This is a genomic window from Prevotella dentasini JCM 15908 (genome assembly GCF_000614065.1).
Classification (GTDB): Bacteria; Bacteroidota; Bacteroidia; order Bacteroidales; family Bacteroidaceae; genus Prevotella; species Prevotella dentasini.
On the sequence record NZ_BAKG01000010.1, the window covers coordinates 1 to 23,331 of the forward strand.

At 47.3% G+C, this 23,331-nt stretch carries 17 protein-coding genes and 2 pseudogenes; 13 read left to right on the forward strand and 6 right to left on the reverse strand.

Annotation, left to right across the window (positions count from 1 at the left end; all coding sequences use genetic code 11):
• Nucleotides 1-2,950: carbamoyl-phosphate synthase (glutamine-hydrolyzing) large subunit (gene carB / locus JCM15908_RS06155; RefSeq protein WP_025002685.1), on the forward strand; the 2,950-nt coding region annotated here is incomplete at its 5' end.
• 513 nt (nt 2,951-3,463) lie between these two features.
• Here carB and trmB read toward each other — a convergent pair.
• From trmB to xseA, 4 genes and pseudogenes are all read right to left on the reverse strand, one after another.
• Nucleotides 3,464-4,239 (reverse strand): annotated as a pseudogene (trmB, locus tag JCM15908_RS12705) (tRNA (guanosine(46)-N7)-methyltransferase TrmB).
• Nucleotides 4,240-4,402: 163 nt separating this feature from the next.
• Entirely contained in the window at nt 4,403-5,419 is a 1,017-nt protein-coding gene (locus tag JCM15908_RS06170; protein WP_025002686.1) for a branched-chain amino acid aminotransferase, read from the reverse strand.
• 132 nt (nt 5,420-5,551) lie between these two features.
• Nucleotides 5,552-5,746, reverse strand: coding sequence for an exodeoxyribonuclease VII small subunit (gene xseB / locus JCM15908_RS06175; RefSeq protein ID WP_025002687.1), 195 nt, complete (start codon nt 5,744-5,746; stop codon nt 5,552-5,554).
• A gap of 88 nt (nt 5,747-5,834) precedes the next feature.
• Nucleotides 5,835-7,130: an exodeoxyribonuclease VII large subunit gene (xseA, locus tag JCM15908_RS06180; RefSeq protein ID WP_025002688.1), complete on the reverse strand. Its 1,296-nt coding sequence runs from the start codon at nt 7,128-7,130 to the stop codon at nt 5,835-5,837.
• Nucleotides 7,131-7,413: 283 nt separating this feature from the next.
• On the opposite strand from xseA, the gene JCM15908_RS06185 reads away from it, so the two are divergent.
• From JCM15908_RS06185 to JCM15908_RS12710, 8 genes and pseudogenes are all read left to right on the forward strand, one after another.
• Nucleotides 7,414-8,400 (forward strand): HAD family hydrolase, encoded by a 987-nt coding sequence (locus JCM15908_RS06185; protein WP_084607831.1) that lies wholly within the window; start codon nt 7,414-7,416, stop codon nt 8,398-8,400.
• Between the two features lie 130 nt (nt 8,401-8,530).
• Complete coding sequence (queD, locus tag JCM15908_RS06190) at nt 8,531-8,890, forward strand: 6-carboxytetrahydropterin synthase QueD (RefSeq protein ID WP_025002690.1); 360 nt, start codon at nt 8,531-8,533, stop codon at nt 8,888-8,890.
• Nucleotides 8,887-9,489 carry a 7-carboxy-7-deazaguanine synthase QueE gene (locus tag JCM15908_RS06195; RefSeq protein WP_025002691.1) on the forward strand — a complete coding sequence of 201 codons (603 nt, stop codon included), beginning with the start codon at nt 8,887-8,889 and terminating at the stop codon, nt 9,487-9,489. The genes queD and JCM15908_RS06195 overlap by 4 nt, the downstream gene beginning before the upstream one ends.
• Before the next feature lie 20 nt (nt 9,490-9,509).
• Nucleotides 9,510-9,776 (forward strand): hypothetical protein, encoded by a 267-nt coding sequence (locus tag JCM15908_RS06200; protein ID WP_025002692.1) that lies wholly within the window; start codon nt 9,510-9,512, stop codon nt 9,774-9,776.
• A 21-nt stretch (nt 9,777-9,797) separates the two neighbouring features.
• Nucleotides 9,798-9,935 (forward strand): hypothetical protein, encoded by a 138-nt coding sequence (locus tag JCM15908_RS14890; protein WP_199897207.1) that lies wholly within the window; start codon nt 9,798-9,800, stop codon nt 9,933-9,935.
• Nucleotides 9,936-10,030: 95 nt separating this feature from the next.
• Complete coding sequence (locus tag JCM15908_RS06210) at nt 10,031-11,536, forward strand: DUF3943 domain-containing protein (RefSeq protein ID WP_025002693.1); 1,506 nt, start codon at nt 10,031-10,033, stop codon at nt 11,534-11,536.
• Between the two features lie 561 nt (nt 11,537-12,097).
• Nucleotides 12,098-13,444, forward strand: a complete 1,347-nt coding sequence (locus JCM15908_RS06215; RefSeq protein ID WP_025002694.1) for an MATE family efflux transporter — start codon at nt 12,098-12,100, stop codon at nt 13,442-13,444.
• A gap of 21 nt (nt 13,445-13,465) precedes the next feature.
• Nucleotides 13,466-14,580 (forward strand): annotated as a pseudogene (locus JCM15908_RS12710) (metallophosphoesterase).
• 454 nt (nt 14,581-15,034) lie between these two features.
• On the opposite strand, the gene JCM15908_RS06225 reads toward JCM15908_RS12710, so the two are convergent.
• Together JCM15908_RS06225 and JCM15908_RS06230 are read right to left on the reverse strand one after the other, a co-directional pair.
• Nucleotides 15,035-16,147 (reverse strand): porin, encoded by a 1,113-nt coding sequence (locus JCM15908_RS06225; RefSeq protein WP_025002695.1) that lies wholly within the window; start codon nt 16,145-16,147, stop codon nt 15,035-15,037.
• Nucleotides 16,148-16,478: 331 nt separating this feature from the next.
• Nucleotides 16,479-18,227: a phospho-sugar mutase gene (locus JCM15908_RS06230; RefSeq protein WP_025002696.1), complete on the reverse strand. Its 1,749-nt coding sequence runs from the start codon at nt 18,225-18,227 to the stop codon at nt 16,479-16,481.
• Nucleotides 18,228-18,439: 212 nt separating this feature from the next.
• Between JCM15908_RS06230 and JCM15908_RS06235 the strand changes: the two genes are divergently transcribed.
• The 4 genes from JCM15908_RS06235 to yidC all read left to right on the forward strand — a co-directional run bounded on the left by JCM15908_RS06235 (nt 18,440) and on the right by yidC (nt 23,310).
• The gene (locus tag JCM15908_RS06235) at nt 18,440-18,778 is read left to right on the forward strand and encodes a DUF4491 family protein (protein ID WP_025002697.1); all 339 of its coding nucleotides are present in this window, start codon (nt 18,440-18,442) and stop codon (nt 18,776-18,778) included.
• 4 nt (nt 18,779-18,782) lie between these two features.
• Nucleotides 18,783-19,253: a 23S rRNA (pseudouridine(1915)-N(3))-methyltransferase RlmH gene (gene rlmH / locus JCM15908_RS06240; protein WP_025002698.1), complete on the forward strand. Its 471-nt coding sequence runs from the start codon at nt 18,783-18,785 to the stop codon at nt 19,251-19,253.
• Between the two features lie 520 nt (nt 19,254-19,773).
• Nucleotides 19,774-21,381, forward strand: coding sequence for a CTP synthase (pyrG, locus tag JCM15908_RS06245; RefSeq protein WP_025002699.1), 1,608 nt, complete (start codon nt 19,774-19,776; stop codon nt 21,379-21,381).
• Between the two features lie 3 nt (nt 21,382-21,384).
• A complete protein-coding gene (yidC, locus tag JCM15908_RS06250) occupies nt 21,385-23,310 on the forward strand; it encodes a membrane protein insertase YidC (RefSeq protein ID WP_025002700.1) in 1,926 nt (641 codons plus the stop codon).
• Nucleotides 23,311-23,331: the final 21 nt, after the last annotated feature.

Sequence of the window (23,331 nt, forward strand, 5' to 3'; positions counted from 1 at the left end):
GACTGCCCTGAACTGTGGCGTTGAGTTGGACAAGCTCGGAATCCTTGATAAGTATGGGGTGAAAGTGCTTGGTACGCCGGTTAGGGCTATCATGAATACGGAAGACCGTGAACTTTTTGTAGAGCAGCTTGACGAAATTAGTGTAAAAACCATCAAAAGTGAGGCTTGTGAAAATATAGAGAATGCCCGTAAGGCTGCCCAAACATTGGGTTATCCTGTCATTGTTCGTGCTGCCTACGCATTGGGTGGACTGGGTAGCGGTTTTGCTGACAATGAAGAAGAACTCAATAAACTTTGTGAGAAAGCGTTCTCCTTCTCTCCCCAAGTGCTCGTAGAAAAAAGCCTGAAAGGGTGGAAAGAGATAGAGTATGAGGTGGTTCGCGACCGTTATGATAATTGTATCACGGTCTGTAACATGGAGAACTTCGACCCTTTGGGTATCCATACGGGCGAATCTATAGTCATTGCTCCATCTCAAACCCTCACCAACAGCGAATATCACAAGCTCAGAGCTTTGGCTATTAAGATAGTGCGCCATATTGGAATCGTAGGTGAGTGTAACGTTCAGTATGCTTTTGATCCGCAAAGCGAGGACTATCGGGTCATTGAAGTAAATGCACGGCTTTCCCGTTCTTCTGCATTGGCAAGCAAAGCGACGGGCTATCCGCTTGCCTTTGTGGCTGCCAAACTTGGGATGGGCTACGGACTCTTTGAGCTGAAGAACTCTGTTACAAAAACGACCTCAGCTTTCTTTGAACCTGCCCTTGACTATGTTGTCTGCAAGATACCACGCTGGGACTTGAGCAAATTCCGTGGCGTGGACAAGGAACTCGGCTCCAGTATGAAGTCGGTTGGTGAAGTTATGGCTATCGGGCGTAATTTTGAGGAAGCTATCCAAAAGGGATTGCGCATGATAGGACAGGGGATGCATGGTTTTGTTGAGAATAAAGAACTTGAGATTGTTGATATAGATGCTGCTTTACGCGAGCCAACGGATAAGCGAATTTTCGTCATTTCAAAAGCTATGCATAAAGGCTATACGGTTGATCAAATCCATGAACTTACTAAGATTGACGGTTGGTTTCTCTATAAACTCAAGCATATCATTGATATTGACGAGGAGTTGAAGACAAAAAATGTCAATACCCTTGGCAAGGATTTGCTGCGTGATGCAAAGGTTTACGGCTTTACTGACTTCCAGATAGCTCGTGCGGTAGGGTTGGAAGGTGAGGCACGCAATATGCACAAGGCGATGCTGATTGTTCGTAAGCTCCGTAAGAGCTATGGCATCCTTCCGGTCGTCAAACAGATAGATACTCTTGCTGCCGAATATCCGGCACAGACCAATTACCTCTACGTTACTTACGCAGGAATAAATTCTGATATCAATTTCAGCAACGACCGAAATAATGTTATCGTCTTGGGATCAGGAGCTTACCGCATAGGCAGCTCCGTAGAGTTTGACTGGTGTGGCGTACAGGCCTTGAACACCATTCGTAAACAGGGCTACCGCTCCATTATGATTAATTATAACCCCGAAACCGTATCGACCGACTACGATATGTGCGACCGGCTCTACTTTGACGAGCTGACATTCGAACGTGTCATGGACATTGTTGATATGGAAACGCCACATGGCGTGATTGTCTCCACGGGCGGACAGATTCCAAACAACTTGGCAATGTATCTTGATGCAGAGAATGTTCCTATCCTTGGAACAGCAGCCAAAGACATTGACAATGCCGAAGACCGTGCTAAGTTCTCGTCAATGCTAACTAATAACGGCATCAACCAGCCGGAATGGAGTGCACTGACGAGTATGGAAGACATTGGGGAGTTTGTTGACCGTGTTGGTTTTCCGGTTCTCGTGCGTCCTTCCTATGTTCTTTCGGGTGCAGCTATGAACATCTGTTCCAATAAGGACGAGCTGACCCGATTCCTTCAGCTGGCTGCCAACGTTAGTGAGGATCATCCGGTTGTCGTCAGCAAGTTTATAGAAAATGCTAAGGAAATAGAAATGGATGCAGTAGCACGCGACGGAGAAATCCTTGCATATGCTATTTCCGAACACATTGAGTTTGCCGGTGTACACTCTGGCGATGCTACGATTCAGTTCCCACCACAGAAACTTTACGTAGAAACGGTGCGTCGCATCAAGCGCATTAGTCGTCAGATAGCAAAGGCTTTGCATATCAACGGTCCATTCAATATTCAATATATGGCTCGTGAGAATGATATTCTTGTCATAGAATGTAATCTTCGTGCAAGTCGTTCCTTCCCGTTTGTCAGCAAGGTTTTGAAGTTGAATCTGATTGATTTGGCTACCAAGGTGATGTTAGGATTGCCGGTAGAGAAGCCTAATAAGAACCTTTTCGATCTCGACTATGTAGGCATCAAGGCAAGTCAGTTTTCGTTTAACCGACTGCAAAAGGCAGATCCGGTGCTCGGAGTAGACATGAGCTCCACTGGGGAAGTCGGTTGTCTTGGAGACGATACTTCCACAGCCTTACTGAAGAGTATGCTTTCGGTTGGTCAACGTATTCCGGCCAAGAACATTCTCCTCTCTACAGGTGGTGCTAAGCAGAAAGCTGAAATGCTTGATGCAGCCAAAATGCTGAAACAGAACGGCTATAACTTGTTTGCCACAGGTGGCACTTCTAAATATCTGGCAGAGAATGGCATTGAAAACACGTTGGTCTATTGGCCTTCAGACGAAGAGAAACAGCCTCAGGCATTGGACTTACTGCGTGAGAAACAACTTGATATGGTAGTTAATATTCCGAAGGACCTTACTCCACGCGAGTTGACCAACGGCTATAAAATACGCCGTGCAGCCATAGACCTTAACGTCCCGTTGATAACGAATAGCCGACTGGCAAGTGCATTTATCTATGCCTTCTGTACCGTCAAGCCCGATGATATTGACGTCAAGGCTTGGGGTGAGTATTAAAATTGAAACAATCATCATGCGACAGGCTCATCTTCATCGTGAGGGTGAGCCTGTTCTTTTTATGGAGAATCAAGAAAATGCAGCTGAGAATAAAGTTCTTTGCCAATTCTTTGAGAAGTTTACTAAAATTAGAAAACCATGCTTGTATGGTTCTTGGTGATGGGGAACATTTTGCAGGTAATGGATATGACAGTACCAATTATGTGCGACTTTATGCTGAAGGCCGGGAAATAGGACAATATGAGTATCACCCCGAAAAGTCGAAGTAAACGGATACAATTTATATAGACAAGCCATTAGCCTTTATTTCTCACATGAAAACTTACCGGTCTGTAAAGATTGAGACTGCTACTTCCACGAGCGGAACGTTGGTTTATGAATTTGATGCTCCGTCGAGGCTTGACAAGAAGAAATCCTAAGTAATGTAAGTTCGATGAATTATAAGTTTTTAGGTGTAATGGACATTTGGCAGGCTGAAAATCATCTTCAATGTCCATTACGCCTGATTAAGCCTTATTTGCTCGTGATTAGTCCACTACGCTTAGGGCGTTTGTAGGAGCGATAGTCGTCAAGCTCTATTTCGACATCAGGCTCTTGCAGATTGCCATTGACAGGCAGATGGAACTTCATATACTTGATGTTCAGTCCCCGTTCAATCCATTGGTTCTCATAGTATGTATGGATACCGAGGATTTCGCGTGTACTTTCGTCCATTGTGGATAAAGCACTTCCGTACAGGTCTTCGGTCCGAAAGAGGGTGGGCAGTTGGTTACATTCTACCAAATAGCTGTATAGGTAAAGAGAAAGTTGGAGTCTGTCTTCAGATGTATTATACCGCCATCAATAAGGAAATGGCGATAGCGTGTAAGAAAGAAAGTAGAAGTCAGCCGTTTATGAACATTCTTCATCTGTGGGTCTGAGAATGTTAACCAGATTTCCTGTACTTCGTCTTTGCCAAAGAAACGGTCTATGATTTCAATGTTAGTGCGGAGAAAAGCAACATTGGACAGATTTTCATCCAGCGCCTGTTTAGCCCCCGTATAGATGCGTGCTCCCTTTATGTCTATTCCTATAAAGTTGATGTTAGGATAAAGCCGTGCCAACCCTACGGTATACTCTCCCTTTCCGCAGCCCAGCTCCAAAATGACGGGATTGTCATTATGGAAATATTGTTCACGCCAGTGTCCCTTCATATCGAAAGGAATCTTGCTGATAACGCCATAGGGATACTGGAAGACGTTGCTGAACGTTTCCATTTCTGCGAACTTCTGTAGCTTACCTTTACTCATAGGGTGCAAAGATACAATAAAATTTGGAATTAGGAATGTCAAATTCAGAGTTCAATCATTCATGGACAGGAAAGATTGAATAAAGTTCTCTCCGCTCTTGCTGCATTTCCATTCATAATGGGCAATGCGGATTCTGAACCTAACATTCCTAATTGACATTATCTTATTCTATTACCACCGTGGTCCAACCATGCTTGTCTTCTATAGTGCCGTACTGGATACCCCGCAGCGTATTATAGAGTTTGGTAGACCATGGTCCCGGCTTTTCACCAAAGTTATATACTTTCCCCGTATCCATGTCGTCCAGATGGGAAATCGGTGATATGACGGCTGCCGTTCCGCAGGCACCCGCTTCCTCGAACGACTCCAGCTCCTCTTCCGGGATAGGGCGGCACTCTACTTTCATGCCCAAGTCTTCGGCTATCTGCATCAGGCTCTTGTTGGTAATGGACGGGAGAATAGAGGACGACTTTGGAGTAATGTATGTGTTGTTCTTGATGCCAAAGAAGTTAGCCGCCCCACACTCGTCTACATATTTCTTTTCCCTTGAGTCGAGATAGAACTCGGAAGCATATCCCTTGTCGTGAGCAATGCTGTTTGCCTTCAGCGAGGCTGCGTAGTTGCCGCCTACCTTATACGTACCGGTACCCAACGGGGCTGCACGGTCAAAACCACGGATAATGGTGTACGGGTTGCTGGAGAAGCCTCCCTTGAAATACGGACCTACCGGCGTAACAAAGATTAGGAAGCAGTATTCTTTTGCCGGCTTGACCCCGACCTGTGCCGACGTGCCGATAAGCAGCGGGCGGATATAGAGCGTGGCTCCACTCTCGTAGGTCGGTATATATTCTTGATTGAGGCGAACAACTTTCTTCACCATTTCCTCAAAGATGCCTGTCGGAAGCTCGGGCATCATGATGCCCCGGCAAGTACGTTGCAGCCGTGCTGCATTTTCCTCCATTCTGAACACACGCACTTTCCCATCCGGACATCTGAAGGCTTTCAGCCCTTCGAATGCTTCCTGTCCATAGTGGAGGCAGGTTGCTGCCATGTGGAGTTTCAGGTATTCGTCAGAACAAACTTCTATTTCCCCCCACTTGCCGTCGCGGTAGTAGCAACGGACGTTATAGTCGGTTGGCAGGTAGCCAAAGGACAAGTTTCCCCAATCTAAATCTTTCATGTCGTTTTATTTTAAGTCCTTACTCGTTATGTCTCGTGGCAAAAGTACAAACATTTCTTTTAATCTGCAATTGTTTTTCTGATAATAATTCGGATAATAAAGCAAAATTGCCTTAAAAGAACGAAACTTTTGCTACTTGGCTTTCAGAAGTTTCTTTATCTCCATATCGGTTTTCTTGAGTCTGTCCCTGCACATTCTGACCAGCATCTGCGCTTGCTTCAGCTGTCCGGCCATCTCATCGAGGTCAAGTTCTCCGTTCTCCATTCTGGTTACTATCGCCTCAAGCTGTGCGATAGCTTCTTCATATTTCATGTCCTTCTTATTCATTGTATCTATATATTGGTTCCTGTTTGTCTTTCTCATTATGCGGATAGTCCGACGGCGTCTGGGATGCCGGCTTGTTCTTCTTGCCGGCTTATACAACGGTCGACTCCACGCAGCCCTTTTCGGTTTTCGTCGTCAGCCTGTCGCCTGTCCGGAGCTGGCGTGGGTTTCTTACAATCTGTCCGTCGTAGTAGGTTATTGAGTATCCGAGCCTTAAAAGGCGGTCAGGGTCAAGTGATTCGGCACGCTGCGAAAGCATTTCCAGTCGGTGGCGCCTTTCTGCAAAATTTCTCTGCAATGCCTGCGGAATGGCCGTGGCAAGCATTTCCAGCCGGTGGGTGCCTTTCGTCTGTCTTTCTGCGACGGCGACGGTAATGCGTTGCAGTTTTCTCTCTATGCGCATCTCCTGCCGTTGCCTTACCAGCGAGAATAGGGTAGGGATATTGGCCGAAAGCCGTTGCAAGCGCAGGTGCTCGCGTTCCATTCGTTCCCTTGTCCGTATCGAAAGCCGTTCCTGTGCGGTCTCTATCCTCTGCAACGTGCCGGCAAGATGCCCGACAAGGAAGGCTGCGGCTGCCGTAGGTGTCTTTACCCGTGTGTGGGCAATCATGTCGAGAATACTCTCGTCGCGCTCGTGCCCTATGCCGGTGATAACGGGCAGGGGGAAGTTGGCTACGTTCTCCGCCAGTTGCAGCGTATCAAATCCGCTGAGGTCTGCCGTAGCTCCTCCTCCGCGTATAATGACTACGCAGTCTGTCTCTTCTTCCCTTTTGTTGATGGCGTCAAGTGCGGCTATGATACTCCTCTCAGCCTGCTCGCCTTGCATGATGGCGGGAAAGAGCGTCACGTCGAAGGCGAATCCGTATTCATTGTTTTCCAACTGATTGCAGAAGTCTCCATAGCCTGCTGCCGTTTCGGAGGAGATAACGGCTATGTGCCGGGCAAACAATGGCAGGCGCAGTTCTTTCTGAAGGTCGAATACTCCCTCCGCCTTCAGTTGCCTGATGATTTCCTGCCGCCGGCGTGCCATGTCGCCCATCGTGTATTCGGGATTGATGTTGTCGACTATCCACGAAAATCCGTATTGCGGATGAAACTGGGCATGCACTTGCAGCAGCAGTTTCAGCCCGGCACGCACCTGAAGTCCTGTGATTTTTTCAAAATAGGGCTTCACCTGCGACCATGTCGTCCGCCAGCACTTTGCTGAAGCCCGGGCTATCGGTGTGTTAGTTCCTTCTTCTTTCTGAATCAGCTCCATGTAGAAGTGCCCGCGGTTCTCGCGCCCTTCGGAGAGTTCGGCCTCTACCCAATACGAATGTGGTATTGTTGTCGAAATGACATTTGCGACGAGCGAATTAAGCTCGTAAAGGGATATGTGCTGCTGCATGAGAGGCGGCTGAGGGGCTGTTCTGTGAATGTTCATAGCTGCAAAGTTAATAAAGAAATATCAGAAACATCCATCGCGGTGCGGTATTCTTTCTGCGCAATAGGCGAAAAGCGTCTTCCGTACAGGGGGTGGACGCCCCCTCCGCGGCATACGCATGACCGTGCAGGCAGGGCCGTAATGCAGCTTTTCGGAGAACTTTCATTAAAGAATGTTGAGAGTATGTGGCTGTCTGACAAAATATGCTTAACTTTGTTCCTCGTCGAAAAAGATTTGTTTTGCAAGAATGAAAAAAACGCTAACAACGTCCCCCTTGTCCTCCGTCAAGTTGTGGCTCTCACGCTTATCCTTCCGCACGGGCGTCATCGTCCTGCTGCTCTGTATACCTTTCTATATAGCGTCATTTGCCCAGATGCTGCTTCCGCTTTCGGTTGGCGCAAAGAGTATTCTGTGGGCTGCGCTGTTCGGGACGGCCAAGGCGTTTCAGTATAGCGGGCTTGCCATCCTCGGTGCAGAGGGCTATAGACGGTTAAAGCGTTCGTTGAGAAAGAGGGGAAAGGAGGCCGGGCTACCTGCCGTCAGGCTGATTATATTCGATTTCGACGGTACGCTGGGCGATTCGCAGAAGCTCATAACCGATACCATGCTCGCCACCATAGATCGTCTGGGACTGGAAAAGCGGAGTAGGGAGGAGTGCGCGCGCACCATCGGGCTGCCCTTGGCGAAATGCTTCTCCAGCATGATTCCCATGACCGACGGGCAGGCCGAACACTGTGCACAGACCTACCGCGAGATATTCGACCAGAAGAATGTCGCCGGAGCCGTGCAGCCGTTTCCCGGTGTCATCGGGATGCTGAAGCAGCTTGCAGCCAACGGCTATATTCTCTCCATTGCGAGCAGCCGCAGCCACCGCTCTCTGGCAGACTTTGTAGACCAGTTCGGGCTTCAGTCCTGCTTCTCCTATCTTGTCGGGGCAGACGACGTAATCCGGCACAAGCCCGAGGCAGAGCCCGTAACCAAGACCCTGAACCATTTCGGACTGCAGGCCGGCGAGGCCGTCGTGGTAGGAGACACGGCTTTCGACATAGAGATGGGGCGCAATGCCGGGACACTGACTTGCGGGGTGGACTACGGAAACGGAACGCGCGAAGAGCTGAGACAGGCCGGAGCTGACGGAATCATCAGCCATATCAGCGAACTCGCGTCGGAGTTTCTGCCCCGGCATACATTAGGCGGCAAGGCAAATCCCCGGCGGCAGAGCCGGTGTGACTGAAGAGAAGCCGGGCCGCATCAGGCGCCTGCGGCAGCAAAGTAACATGAATCCCCCCGTATCAGGCCATCCGGCACATGGAAGGCCCGAGACCGCACAGCGGGGATGACAATAAAGGAAAATAAGGACAAATATGTTTTACGTTTCAAAGGAAATGGAAATATCGGCTGCACATCAGCTGAAACTTAGCTACGAAAGCAAGTGTACGCAACTCCACGGGCACAACTGGCGTGTGCGAGTGTATTGCAAGTCGGAGGAGCTGGACGAAAACGGAATGGTGGCCGACTTCACTCACATAAAGCAGGCCATACACGGCTATCTCGACCACGGCTATCTGAACGAGCTGCTCCCTGTCAATCCGACTGCGGAGAATATTGCACGGTGGATAACCGGGCAGATTCCTACCTGCTATAAGGCCGAGGTGCAGGAGACGGAAGGCAACATAGCCGTGTATGTGGACGAGAGCAAGACCAACGGCAGGGAGGCCCTATGATGCAGGAAAGACAATATCGCATCAACGAAATCTTCTATTCCCTTCAGGGCGAGGGCTTCTGGGCAGGCCGTCCGGCCGTCTTCGTGCGCTTTTCGGGCTGCAACCTTGCCTGTCCGTTTTGCGATACCGACTTCTCCGGCTACGAGCTGATGGATGCCGGGACCATTCTGGAGCACGTAGAACGGTGGGGAAAGTGCCGCTTTGTCGTCCTTACGGGAGGAGAACCGGCACTTCAGGCAGACAATGCCCTAATAGACCTGCTTCACCGGCACGGCTACTATGTGGCCATGGAAACAAACGGAACCTGCCAGCCCCCACAGGCCGTCGACTGGCTGACGGTCTCGCCCAAGACGTCGTTCGTGAGAAGCAGGGGCGTGCGTCCCGTAGTGGAGCGTGCGCACGAGGTGAAGGTCGTATTCGACGGACAGGCCGAAGTGTCCGACGAGAAAATAAAGGCCATCCACTACTACCTGCAGCCATGCGATACGGGCGACGAAGGGCGCAACAGGGAGATATTGTACGCCTGTATAGAATACGTAAAGGCCCATCCGAAGTGGATGCTTTCGCTGCAGCAGCATAAGATTCTGAATATCAGATAACGGAGGACAGACGGCAGGTGATGATAACAAAGGACAGCATTGAGTCTGCATATTGCTTCTTCCATCAGAAGTATCGGGTCTATGCCTTCTCGCACAGCGACATGCAGCGAGACGACATAGAATACGCTATCAGCTCGTATGTGGAAGGCATGAGCCGGGAACTCTATTCGGCACTTGCCGGAAACCGCGGAGACTTCCTCCTCTGTCATGCTTCCTTCGACAGCGACATGAGAGAGGCCATTGCCCGTCTGGAGAACCTGATGGACGGGAGGCAGACAATAAAGTAACTTCAAAATAAGGAGCAGAACATGAACTTTGACAGAACAGAGAACGAACCCCGGAGGGCGGAACTGGTCCGTGCCTTGGAACATTCCATCAACCAGCTGACTTTGCCGGAACTGGAGGCATTGTACTATGACTTGGTGGCAAAGGACTATATCCGCTAAGCAAGCCGCCATGCAGAATGTACCGCATCTCCCGCAGACTTGCCAGCTTATCCCGCCCCCGTGTTTTATAATGACTATTAACAAATTTAGACTGTATGACTTTTGTTGGTTTGTTGTTGGTGGCAGGCATAACATTCGGCAGCATGGATTCCATTTCTTCTGCCAGAATATCGCCTGACGCATGCAGAGACACGGCGGCCGCCTCGGCCGCTACGGAGACTGCCGGCTCTGCCATTGTGGAGCAAAGAACAAAACGGCCGTGGAGAGCCGTTGCCGAAACCGCAGCATCCAACCTCGCTATTCTGGCCGTCGACCGCTATGTCCTCAACAAGGATTTTGCAAAGGTAACATGGCATACTATCGGGAAGAACTTCTCGCTTTCGAAGTGGTATTGGGACAGCGATGTTTTCCGTACAAACCTGATGCTGCATCCCTATCACGGCTCTCTTTATTACAATGCTGCCCGAAGCAATGGCATGAGCTACCTTGAGGCGATTCCTTTCGTCGTAGGCGGAAGCCTGATGTGGGAACTTGCCGGGGAAATGGAACAGCCCTCAATCAATGATTTTCTGACAACGTCGGCAGGCGGATTGGCCATAGGCGAGGTTACGAACAGATTGTCGGAAATGGTGTATGACGAGAAAGCCAGAGGGTTGGAACGGGTTGTGCGCGAAATCACCGGGGCATTGGTAAACCCGTCAGGTGCCATCACACGCCTGATGGACGGTAAGACCTTTCGCGTAAGGAAAGATTCTGATTCGCTTTATGGAAAATCTGTACGCCAAAGAGCTAAAATGGATATGTCCCTTCTCTTGAGCGGACGATACTTAGGAGTATGGAAAGAAACGGAATCGCGCCGTCTGGGGAGTACCTTGAATCTTGACATTCTTTATGGCTTGCCCGTTTCAGGAGCAAATTCCAAACCTTATGATTTCTTCCGGGCCAGCATCGGGGTTGATTTCTCAGGAAAAGAATCCTTGGTAAGCAACCTGAACATTATAGGACAGCTGAAAAACTGGATGCTGAAAGAAACAGAAGCCAATTGCCTTTCCTTGGGCATCTATCAGAATTTCGACTATTATTGCACAGATTCCATTCACGCCAAGACACCCTATAAAATATCCGAGGCTGCCAGCATTGGTATTGGCTTGGCATGGTATCGCCAGTTGGGCCGGACAAGAAATTTTCAAGAGCTTTATGTGAATGGCGTTATACTTGGCGGTGCGCTTTCAGATTATCGTGCGAACCGGTGTAGAAGAGATTACAGCATCGGAAGTGGCTGTAGTCTGAAAAGCCTGACGGGGTTTGATTACAACAACTGGTTGCGTCTACGGCTACTGGCAGACATGAAATTCATTCACTCATGGAAGGGCTACGAGGACGAAGATGAAACCAAGCAGTATATTGAATACAGCGTGATGGGGGACCGCGGAAATGTCGTTACCTTCCTTTTGCGCCCCTCCCTCGAGCTTTCTCTCAACAGGCATTGGGGCATGGAGGCTTCTGCATTTTACGTCTTCCGCGATTTCTGTTATAGATACCATGCTCAGGTTTCCTCTACGGCCTATGATTATAGGTTGGGAATAAAGTATAGGTTTTGAAATTGTCGTTTTCCGCCTCTGAATAGTCTGTCGTAAGATGTTTTCCGGCACTCTTGCCCGTTATGTCTCTTTCATTATCCCAAAGGGACGGTTTTACCAGACGTTGGTAATCCGGTTACCAGTGGTTGGTAATTCAATTACCAGTGGTTGGTAATCCGATTACCAGTGGTTGGTAATCCTGTTACCAGACGTCTGTAATCAAGGAAAGAGAGAACTTTGAAGGCAAGAACTCTTGTAAATATCCAAGTTGTTAATAAGAAAAACGCGCGGATGCATCCCTGCATCCGCGCATCTTTCTGTTGTCATGTATAACTCCAAACTGTCATTCTGAATAATCTTTATACCAAGAGGCCAACGCCCGGTTACCTGAAAACTCTCCTTTCTAAAAAACTACTTAAACACTATTATGATTGAATGATGGTGCAAAGATATTAATAATCCGGAAGATTGCCATTACGAATTAAACTTTATTTTTTGCGATTTTAACGGATAAGTCTTAATTCTGCTTAATCCTCATGGCAACAGGACGTTAGGGTAATGATATTTTTGTAATTTTGCAGCGTGAAAGAGATAAACAAAGACATATTGGCACTTGCCGTTCCTTCTATCGTCAGCAATATAACCGTCCCTCTCTTAGGCTTGGTAGACCTGACGATAGTCGGGCACATCGGCAGCGAGAACTACATTGGCGCAATAGCCGTCGGCTCAATGATATTCAATGTCATCTACTGGGTGTTGGGCTTTTTGCGGATGGGGACAAGTGGCATGACCTCGCAGGCTTACGGACGCAGCGATTTTGCCGGGAGTGGGCGCATCCTCCTGCGTGCCCTCGCCATAGGATGGGGAATGGGCATTGCCTTCATTGTCTGTCAGCGGTGGATGGAAAGTGCCATGTCGTTTCTGCTCCATACTCCACAGGATGCAGCATCGCTGGTTTCCGCCTATTTCCGGATTGTCATCTGGGGTGCCCCGGCCATGTTAGGGCTTTACGGACTGACTGGGTGGTTTGTCGGCATGCAGAATACGCGTGTGCCAATGATGGTGGCCATTGTGCAGAATGTGGTCAACATAGCATGCTCGCTTTTCTTTGTCTATGTACTGGGATGGAGGATAGAGGGAGTTGCGGCAGGAACACTGATAGCCCAGTGGGCAGGATTCCTGATGGCGTCGGGCTGCCTTGTCTTTCTGTCGCGTCCGGGCAGGGCTTTTGAAGAGCTGCGCCTGATAAAGGGAAAACTTACGGACTTCATACGCACAACTTTGTATGAAGGTTCGGCTTGGAAACGCTTTTTCGTTGTCAACCGTGATATTTTTCTGCGCACGCTCTGCTTAGTGGCTGTCAATATGACCTTTACTGCTGCCGGGGGCAGGCAGGGGGCAATGATGCTGGCTGTCAATACGCTGTTGATGACGATGTTTACGCTTTTTTCATACGTGATGGATGGATTCGCATACGCCGGAGAGGCATTGAGCGGAAAATATTACGGAGCAGGCGATAGGGTAGGGCTGCATCGTGTTGTCCGTCAGCTGTTCCTCTTCGGGGCAGGCATGGTGGTGCTGTTTACGGCTGTCTATGTCGCTGGCGGTACACGATTCCTGCATTTTCTGACCGATGACGGGAATGTTGTCTTAGCTGCCCAGCCCTATCTTTTATGGGCTTATCTCATTCCGACAGCCGGCGTGGCAGCCTTTATATTCGATGGCGTATTTATCGGAATAACGGAGACAAAAGGAATGTTGGTCTCGTCGATGTTGGCGGCTGGCATCTTCTTTGCCGTGTATAGGGAAGGATGGACGGCTTGGGGCAACCATGCGCTGTGGCTGGCCTTCCTGCTCTTCCTGTCGGTGAGGGGCATTACGCAATGGTTTTGGGCAAGAGTGCGTATTTTTCCTGCTTTTAGGAAATGATGACTTTGGTTGAATGGTAAAATGAATAATGTAAACAGAATGTGGATAGTATTCTTTCTTTTGTTGCTGCTTGCGGGATGCGGCTATCTGAGTTGGCATATATGGAACATCTTGCCTTTCGGAAATATAGGGAAGTGGCTGCTTGTAGGCTTATTGGCAGCCTGCATGGTGTGTTTCTTTACCAACTTTATTTTTGGACTGGACAACAAGCCGATGGCAGTGGGTTCGGTACTTTATGAAGTCGGCAATTCGTCAATCTTCGTGGCGTTGTATCTTGCAATGATATTTATCGCGCTCGATTTGGGACGTTTGGCGCGCTTGATTCCCAAATCGTTTTTCTATCATAACGGTGTGGCATCGTTGGGTATCTTTCTTTTTGTCTTCGGTCTTTTCCTCTATGGAAACCTACATTATTATAATAAGGTGAGAGTGCCGTTAGTCCTGAAGTCTGCAAAGCCATTGTCCAAGCCTGTCAGGATGGTAATGATGACCGACCTGCACTTAGGCTATCACAACCGCGTGGATGAATTTCGGAAATGGATAGACAAAGTGAATCTCGAGCAGCCCGACCTTGTGCTGATAGGTGGTGATATTGTAGACGGCAGCATCCGTGCTATCCGCGAGCAGGGGATGGCGGAAGAGTTCCGCAGGCTGAAGGCTCCAGTCTACGCTTGTCTGGGTAATCATGAGTATTATGGAGGACGAAAAGAGGCAATGCGGTTTTATGAGGATGCCGGTATTAGGTTGCTGATAGACGAGGTTGCAAAAGTAACGGTAAGGATGGTGCCGACACGCTTATCGTTATCGGACGCGACGATCGTACCAATAAGAGCCGGAAGAGTGTACGGGCACTGATGGCAGAAGCACCGAAAGGGTATTATACTATTTTGATGGATCATCAGCCTTATCACTTGGAAGAAGCCGAACAGGCCGGGATTGACTTCCAGCTGTCAGGACACACACATCATGGACAGGTCTGGCCCGTCAGTTGGATAGAAGATTTGATTTACGAGAAAGCTTTCGGCCCGTTGCGGAAAGGCAAGACCGACTATTACGTCTCGTCGGGTATCGGCATTTGGGGCGGTAAGTTCAGGATAGGAACCCGGTCAGAGTATCTTGTGGTCGACTTGAAATAGACGGCTGTAGAACGTATCTATAGTCTGTTGAATCATTCTTTTGCCTTTTTCTTCCCGCCTTCTGCATCAAGTCCGGCAATGCCAAATGTACCGGGAATATATGGGCATCGGGAAAAGTTTGGTGAACTTAGTTTCTGTAAAGCCAATATACTGCACACGCTATACAGAGGGCCAGAACGCATGCTAAGATGAGAAAGATACGGCCTATAAGTTTGCGTCGTCGTACATCAGCAGAATATCTATTGCTGTTAAAAGCCGTATAATGACTTTCATGATAGTGACGACTACGATGATGATGCTTGCGAGAGTTTGATAAATCTTCAGACATAGTTTGTAAAATAATAAAATAGTCTATATTAATTTTTTAGGGTTGCAAAGGTAAATAAAAATGCGGACATAACCTAAGTTATCCCGCATTTTAATACATTCTTCATTAAGACTTTTATAGCAAGGCTTAAAAACGGAAGCTGAGTTGCATATCTATAATAGAATAGTTGGGCTTTGCCAATGCACGGTCGTGTATGTAGGCATATTCACCGGAAAGTTTGATGTTTTTGCTGAACTCATAATCTATACCGATTTCATATTGTGTGCGCTGCTTGGCTGCTCCCTTGGATGGCTGATACATGTCGTAGCGTGCCTTGGCATGTAGTTTTTCCTTAATAATAGGTGCAATAACCATAGCATAGACACCCTGTGCCTTATCCCCATTGCTGCTCAGTGCACAATCTGATGCCGAGGCATCATTGGTGTTGTTCATCGTTTTTGCAAATGCGTAGCCTGTGGAATGTGCATATTCCGAACGGATAGTCCAGTCGTTGGTGCAGTATTCTGCCGAGAACGCATAACGTCTCTGTTGCAACTTGCGTATACCATTGTGGTCGCCTTCAGCATCGGTCCATTGCCCTTTACGTGCATACGAACCTCTCCATCCGAACCATCCGAGTCGCATTCCCTTGACAGGCATTACCCACAGACCTCCTATGAGATTCTTCTGCTGGTCAATATCTTTCACATTGATACCTTGACCGTCGGTAACTGCCACCTGATAGTGAATCAGATTACGGCCCTTGCTGTTCTTGAGAAAGTCTCCCTGAACCTGCACACCGATGTCGCGGCCGTTAGAACTATGTGTGCCGGCACGGTCAGAAAATCCTGCCAGTTTGTCAACCACCTGTGCATATCCCATAAATCCTTGCTCTACAGGGTGGATAGGATTCTCAAAAGTAAACGGATTCTTGAATTGTCCTGCTTTTACACGGAAGAAACTATACTTCTGCCATTCTACGAAAAGGTCTACTAAGCGTGGCGAAGAGCCAAGCGTAGAGGTGTTTCCATTGAATTGTATCTGCATTTTCCAATACCAGTCGCTGAGAATCCTTCCGTCTAAAGCAATACGTGCATTTCTGAGGTTGAACGAATTAGACTTGGAGTTTTCTTTTCCGTTGTACTGATACTGTACAATTCCAAATCCCGAAAGTTTCACATTATTAATCCATTTCGGAGTTTGTGCCGTCGCAGTAAGGCTGCTGAATATGACGGCTGTTGCCAATAAAAGTTTTTTCATATTATTTGTTAGGTTGTTAGTTGTCTCTATTTGGTTATTCGGCATGCTTTATGCTGTTGCATCATAACTTAAGGGCAAATAGGCAATATGTCCACCTCCTTGCAAAATTAATAATTATAAATTATAAATCAAAATCATTCGTTGTTTTTTTGTTTACTTTTGATTAACACAAGCTATTTATTTATCATAATGCCGATTATGCGATAAATTTGCGGAATCGTAAAACTGGCTAACGCAGATACAGATATTGATTAAAATGGATACATAAGAAAATCTCCTCATATTTCTGAAACAGAAAAATGAGGAGAAGTTATTTGTGAGGAGAAAGATATTAATCTACATTCAAACTCTTCTTGATAGCAGCAATTTTCTTTCTTGCACGCTCTTCGCAAATCTTGTAGTCATTGGCTTCCTTCATAATATCCTTGACCTCAAGATAGAACTTTATTTTAGGCTCAGTCCCAGAAGGACGAACACTTACCTTCGTGTCATCATCACAGAACCATTGCAGTACATTGCTGGTTGCCGGCATATCCAGTTTTTCTATCGAACCATCAGCTTTCCTCACTTCTAAGGTCTTGTAGTCTTTCCATATACAAACCTTGCTGCCACCAAGTTCCAGAGGCGGATTTTCACGGAAGTTCCTCATCATATTCTGGATTTCTTCTGCTCCGCTCTTGCCCGGACGCTCTACATTGATAGTAAATTCGTTACTATAGCCATATTCCAGATAGATGTCCATCAAAATGTCATAAAGTGTCTTGCCATGGTCTTTGGCGTATGCACAAATTTCAGCCAGCAGTGAGCAAGCACTGACTGCATCCTTATCGCGTACAAAATCCTCAGCCAAAAAGCCATAGCTTTCCTCACCGCCACCGATATACTGCTTCTCGCCTTCAGAGACGGCAATCTCACGGGCAATCCACTTGAAACCAGTATAACAATCACGCATTTCGATGTGCTGTTTGGCAGCAATCTTGGCAATAACCTCTGTTGTAACAATGGTTTTCACGATAAAATCGGTTGGTTGCATCTTGCCGACTGCCTGACGATTGGTTATGATATACCACAAGAAGAGTAAACAAGTCTGATTGCCATTTATCAGCACCCATTCGCCCTTATCGTCCTTGCAAGCCATTCCAACACGGTCGGCATCAGGGTCGGATGCCATCAGAATGTCAGCATCTAATGCCTTTGCATCACGCAAGCCCAATGTCAATGCTTCTGCAATCTCCGGATTCGGACGGTCTACCGTCGAGAAATTGCCATCTCTTACCATCTGCTCTTTCACGCAGTTCACATTATCGAATCCCCAGAACTTCAGAGATTGCGGAATCATCATCATGCCTGTACCATGAAGCGGCGTATAGACAATCTTCAGGTCGTGTTGACGCTTGATAACTTCAGGGTCAATGCAGATTGTCTTTATTTGCTCCAGATAAATCTTGTCGATTTCTTCTCCGATAATCTGAATTAGCTCCTTGTTTCCGTCAAACTTAACGTCTTCAACCTTTACTTTGTTTACTTCGCCAATGATACCTGTGTCGTGCGGACTCAATACCTGAGCACCGTCTTCCCAATAAGCCTTGTAACCATTATATTCGCGTGGGTTGTGGCTTGCTGTAATATTGACACCTGCCTGTGCCTTCAAGTGGCGGATGGCAAAGGAACATTCCGGGGTCGGACGCATGTCTTCAAAAAGATAGACCCTAATGCCATTAGCTGAGAATATATTGGCAACAGTCTCGGCATACAAACGCGAATTGTTGCGGCAATCGTGGCAAACGACAACGCTGATTTGCTCTTTATCCTTAAAGTTTATTTTCAGATAATTGGCAAATCCCTGTGTGGCCATGCCTACGGTATAGACATTCATTCGGTTAGACCCTGCCCCCATGATACCGCGGAGACCGCCTGTTCCAAACTCAAGGTCTTTATAGAAAGATTCAATAAGGTCATTCTTGTCTTCCTTATCTATCATGGCCTGAACGACTTTTCGTGTTTCTTCGTCAAACGCTGGCGACAACCATTGTTTGGCTTTTGCTTCGCACTGGGCGATGAGTGTCTGATTATTTTCCATAATAAAAATATATTGGGAATAATTGATTTATTATTATCTGCAAATATACTCATTTATTCCGAAAAGCAACACTTCGTTGGATTATTTTTTGTATTTTTGTACCTGATTTAATCAATATTGATGATGGTGCCAACAACCTCCATTCATCATTTGCTGTTGTTTTTCCGTGCTGTCCGAGGACAACTATGGAGAGCACGAAAACTGGTCATTATATGGATTTATATTTTGAAGGCGTCATTTTAGCCATTTGTACATTTCTAATCATAGGATTCTGTCATCCTTTAGTAATAAAGACCGAATACTATTTCGGTACCAAGCCGTGGACTCTATGGCTGATAGGCGGTGTTGCCTGCTGTACGGGAGCATTGTTCATTGCCAACATCTTCTGGTCTGCCCTGTTGGGTGTTACCGGTGCATCCCTGCTTTGGGGCATCGGGGAGCTTTTCGAGCAGAAGCGCAGAGTAGAAAGAGGTTGGTTCCCGATGAATCCCAAACGGAGAAATTGCTATAAGACTGATAGTCGTCCCTCCGAAACAGAGCAGAAAGCATAGACGTATGAAGGCTGTACTTATATTGGTCGGGAAGACGCAAAACAAGCATTTTATTGCGGGAATCAAGGATTATGTTGAGCGCATCTGCCACTATCTCCCCTACTCCATCATTGTTATTCCAGAATTAAAGAATACCAAGAATATCACGGAAAACCAGCAAAAAGAGCGTGAGGGAGAATTAATTCTCAAGGAAATTCAGCTATCCGACACGGTTGTACTTTTGGACGAACACGGCAAGGAGTTTCGTTCAGTGGAATATGCAGACTGGTTACAGAGGAAACTGAACACTGCGCGAAGGCTGGTCTTTGTCATCGGTGGCCCATACGGGTTTTCAGATGCCGTTTACAAGCGTTCAAACGAGATGATTAGCCTCTCCCAAATGACTTTCTCCCACCAGATGGTTCGCCTCATCTTTGTAGAACAGCTCTATCGTGCGTGCACTATTATAAAAGGAGAACCCTACCACCATGAATAGTCCGTCCATGATGAAAACTGGACAAACCGGACGTTGACGCTAAAAAAGAACATATATACATTTGCATGAAAACGACACCCTTTCGTTTAAAATAAGGTCTATCCGTAGAATACAATTACAGAGTATTCTACCCCATTTCCAGTGTATAAAAGAATAAACAAACCGTACAAAAAAATGCTTTAAGTTTATATCTTTATAGTATATCAAAATGCGCTCTTACAGAGCATGATAGAGGCGTTTACCGAAAGTGCCACTTTCACCATGCGAAAGTGGCACTTTGACTTGCTAAAACAGCCACTTTCGTTTTCCGGCTATCCCTTGTTGACCTGCTCGCCGTTGCTTTCTCTGTTCAGACTTTGCCCATGCTCGCTACCACACAATACGATAACGATGAGAACAAGGAAAATAAAAAAGTACATCAAGATGTTATTTTACCAGTTTTTTTAGTATCTTTGCACATTCATAGTTGGTTAATTTTACGATTATTCCGATTAAATATAAACATAACAGATAAACTATCGTGGCTGAAACAAAGTACATCTTCGTTACTGGCGGTGTCGTATCATCGTTGGGAAAAGGAATTATTTCGTCGTCAATCGGTAAACTTCTGCAAGCAAGGGGGTACAATATCACCATTCAGAAGTTTGACCCCTACATCAACATCGACCCGGGTACGCTGAACCCTTATGAGCATGGGGAGTGCTACGTAACGGTTGATGGTATGGAGACCGACCTTGACCTTGGACACTATGAACGGTTTACAGGCATCAAGACTACCAAAGCCAACTCCATGACGACGGGTAGAATCTACAAGAGCGTCATCGACAAGGAACGCCGAGGCGACTACTTGGGCAAGACCATTCAGGTGGTTCCCCATATCACAGACGAAATCAAGCGAAACATCAAACAGCTCGGACTAAAATATAATTACGACTTTGTTATAACGGAGATTGGCGGTACTATCGGTGATATAGAGTCGGCACCATTTCTCGAAGCCATCCGACAGATGAAGTGGGAACTGGGTAAACGCGCCATCAATCTACATCTTACATACGTTCCTTATCTGAAGGCTGCAGGCGAACTGAAGACCAAGCCGACCCAGCACAGCGTGAAGGAACTCCAAAGCGTGGGTATTCAGCCCGACCTTCTTGTCCTTCGCACAGAACAGCATCTCGGAGACGGCATCCGCAAGAAGGTTGCAGCTTTCTGCAATGTAGACTTCGACTGTGTCGTGCAGAGCGAGGACCTGCCTTGTATATACGAAGTTCCTGTCAAGATGCAGGAACAGGGACTTGACGTTGCTATTCTCCGCAAGTGCGGTGAAGAAATTAAGCCGACACCGGAACTGGGTCCTTGGAAGGCTTTCCTTGAGCGACGGAAAAATGCAACCGAAGAGATACACATAGGATTGGTCGGTAAATACGACTTGCAGGATGCCTACAAGAGTATTCGTGAAAGCCTCTCACAGGCAGGAACATACAACGACCACAAAACCGTTCTGACATTCATCAACTCCGAAGAACTTACAGAGGAGAATGTGGCAGAGCGTCTGGCAGGTCAGGATGGCATAGTTGTCTGCCCGGGATTCGGACAGCGTGGTATTGACGGGAAAGTTATCGCAGCCCATTACACCCGTACCCACAACATTCCCACCTTTGGCATTTGCCTCGGAATGCAGATGATGGTCATAGAGTTTGCCCGTAACGTTCTGGGATATAAGGATGCCAACTCACGCGAGATAGACGAGAAAACTATCCACAACGTTATAGACATCATGGAAGAACAGAAGAACATTACCAATATGGGGGGTACCATGCGTCTCGGAGCCTATGAATGTGTGCTGCGGCAGGATTCCCGTACTTTTGAGATTTACCATCAGGAGCATATTCAGGAACGCCACCGCCACCGCTATGAGTTTAACAACGACTATGAAAAAGAATACGAGAAGAACGGCATGATGTGCGTGGGCCGCAATCCAGAGAGCGACCTCGTAGAGATTGTTGAGATTCCCGGGCTGAAGTGGTATATCGGAACCCAGTTCCACCCCGAGTATCAATCCACCGTTCTTAACCCACATCCACTCTTCCTCGACTTCATCAAGACAGCAATAGAAAACAAGCAAAAATAATCAATGGATAAGAATACAATTGCAGGGTTTGTACTGATAGCCCTCGTACTCTTCGGGTTCGCTTGGTGGCAGCAGCCATCGGCTGAACAGATAGCAGAACAACGGAAGGAATTTGTAAAAGATTCGATAGCTGCGGTAAAGAAGGCGCAGGCGCAGAAGGCGGCCGACCTGAAACAGCAGCAGAAAAAGGCGGCAAGCGTAGCCGACTCTACAGCCCTTTTTCATGCAGCCTTGCAAGGAACAGCCCAAGACATCGTACTGAAAAATGGCAACGTAGAGCTAACCCTTGGAACAAAAGGCGGTGTAGTCAAGAAAGCCGTTATCAAGAACTACATCGGGCACGATGTTAAGGTGAAGGATGGCTCTAATGACAAGGGAGATGTTACCCTGTTTGACGAGAATGACCATAGCCTAAACCTCATGCTGGCCGCCAAGGAGGTCAACATCGAAACCAAAGACCTCTACTTCGTTCCATCCAATCAGACCGACTCTACCGTAACGCTGACAGCTACGGCTGGTGCAGGCAAGACCCTGACCCTCAATTATCGCCTTGGAAAGACCTATATGCTCCATGTAGACTTCCGCGCTACTGGCATGAGCGGACTTTTCGCACCGGGATACAACAAGATGGACATTGACTGGCAGGAAAAATGCCGCCAGCAGGAATTGGGCTATACTTTTGAAAACCGCTATGCCACCCTTACTTATAAGGAGGCCGAGGGTGGTACTGACTACCTGAGCGAAACCTCCGAGGCCCATGAAACGACCGAAGAAGCCATAGACTGGGTAGCCTACAAGAATCAGTTCTTCTCGGCAGTGCTCATTTCCAAGGACGGATTTGCCCAAGGGGCTTCTCTGGCCAGCACGCCTCTAAGCAAGGACACACACTATCTGAAGCAGTATTCCAGTCAGCTGAAGACAGCTTTCGACCCTACAGGCAAGAAAGCTTCGGAGTTTGAACTCTACATTGGCCCCAACGATTTCCGCCTTTTGCAAAAGGTTGAAAAGGAAAGCACCTTTGGCAAAGACCTTGACATGCAGCGTCTGGTATATCTCGGATGGCCGCTTTTCCGCACCATCAACCGTTGGTTTACTCTCTATGTGTTCGACTGGTTGAGTAAGATTTTCCCAATGGGCGTCGTGTTGATTCTCATCACTATGCTGTTGAAGGCTATTACCTACCCGATGGTAAAGAAAAGCTATATGAGTTCGGCCAAAATGCGCGTATTGAAACCGAAACTTGATGAGGCTACTAAGCAGTACAATAAACCTGAAGACCAAATGCAGAAGCAGCAGGCCATGATGCAGATGTATTCAGAATACGGAGTGAGTCCGCTTTCGGGCTGTCTCCCCATGCTTATTCAGATGCCTATTTGGATTGCTATGTTCAATTTTGTTCCCAATGCTATCCAACTGCGTGGTCAGAGTTTTCTTTGGATTGACGATCTCAGTACCTTCGACCCAGTCTTTACATGGAATCAGAACTTGTGGCTCATCGGTGACCACCTGTCGCTGACTTGTATACTCTTCTGTGCAGCCAACGTTCTGTATTCTTGGTTCACCATGCAGCAGCAGAAAGACCAAATGGTGGGTCAGCAGGCAGACCAGATGAAGATGATGCAGTGGATGATGTACCTCATGCCTGTCTTCTTCTTCTTCATGTTCAACGACTATTCTTCCGGCCTTAACTTCTACTACTTTGTTTCTCTTTTCTTTTCAGCGGCCATTATGTGGATGCTCCGTAAGACAACCGACGACGAGAAACTTCTTGCCATACTGGAAGCACGCCGTGCTGACAACAAGAAGAATCCGAAGAAGGCAAGCGGCCTGATGGCCCGTATGCAGGCTATTCAACAAATGCAGCAACAGCAGCAGGAAGAGCTGAGACGCAGACAGGAAGAACTGAACAAAAAGAAAAAAGGAATATAAGATAGTCTATAAAACAGGCTT

Excerpts from the sequence above, each read along its gene's own strand:
- queD (WP_025002690.1), top strand. The coding sequence starts at position 8,531 with ATGTTTTACGTTTCAAAGGAAATGGAAATATCGGCTGCACATCAGCTG.
- xseB (WP_025002687.1), bottom strand. The coding sequence starts at position 5,746 with ATGAATAAGAAGGACATGAAATATGAAGAAGCTATCGCACAGCTTGAG.
- JCM15908_RS06235 (WP_025002697.1), top strand. The coding sequence starts at position 18,440 with ATGGATTTATATTTTGAAGGCGTCATTTTAGCCATTTGTACATTTCTA.
- JCM15908_RS06170 (WP_025002686.1), bottom strand. The coding sequence starts at position 5,419 with ATGAAAGATTTAGATTGGGGAAACTTGTCCTTTGGCTACCTGCCAACC.
- JCM15908_RS14890 (WP_199897207.1), top strand. The coding sequence starts at position 9,798 with ATGAACTTTGACAGAACAGAGAACGAACCCCGGAGGGCGGAACTGGTC.
- yidC (WP_025002700.1), top strand. The coding sequence starts at position 21,385 with ATGGATAAGAATACAATTGCAGGGTTTGTACTGATAGCCCTCGTACTC.
- JCM15908_RS06210 (WP_025002693.1), top strand. The coding sequence starts at position 10,031 with ATGACTTTTGTTGGTTTGTTGTTGGTGGCAGGCATAACATTCGGCAGC.
- JCM15908_RS06200 (WP_025002692.1), top strand. The coding sequence starts at position 9,510 with ATGATAACAAAGGACAGCATTGAGTCTGCATATTGCTTCTTCCATCAG.
- JCM15908_RS06230 (WP_025002696.1), bottom strand. The coding sequence starts at position 18,227 with ATGGAAAATAATCAGACACTCATCGCCCAGTGCGAAGCAAAAGCCAAA.
- JCM15908_RS06185 (WP_084607831.1), top strand. The coding sequence starts at position 7,414 with ATGAAAAAAACGCTAACAACGTCCCCCTTGTCCTCCGTCAAGTTGTGG.
- rlmH (WP_025002698.1), top strand. The coding sequence starts at position 18,783 with ATGAAGGCTGTACTTATATTGGTCGGGAAGACGCAAAACAAGCATTTT.
- JCM15908_RS06195 (WP_025002691.1), top strand. The coding sequence starts at position 8,887 with ATGATGCAGGAAAGACAATATCGCATCAACGAAATCTTCTATTCCCTT.
- JCM15908_RS06225 (WP_025002695.1), bottom strand. The coding sequence starts at position 16,147 with ATGAAAAAACTTTTATTGGCAACAGCCGTCATATTCAGCAGCCTTACT.
- xseA (WP_025002688.1), bottom strand. The coding sequence starts at position 7,130 with ATGCAGCAGCACATATCCCTTTACGAGCTTAATTCGCTCGTCGCAAAT.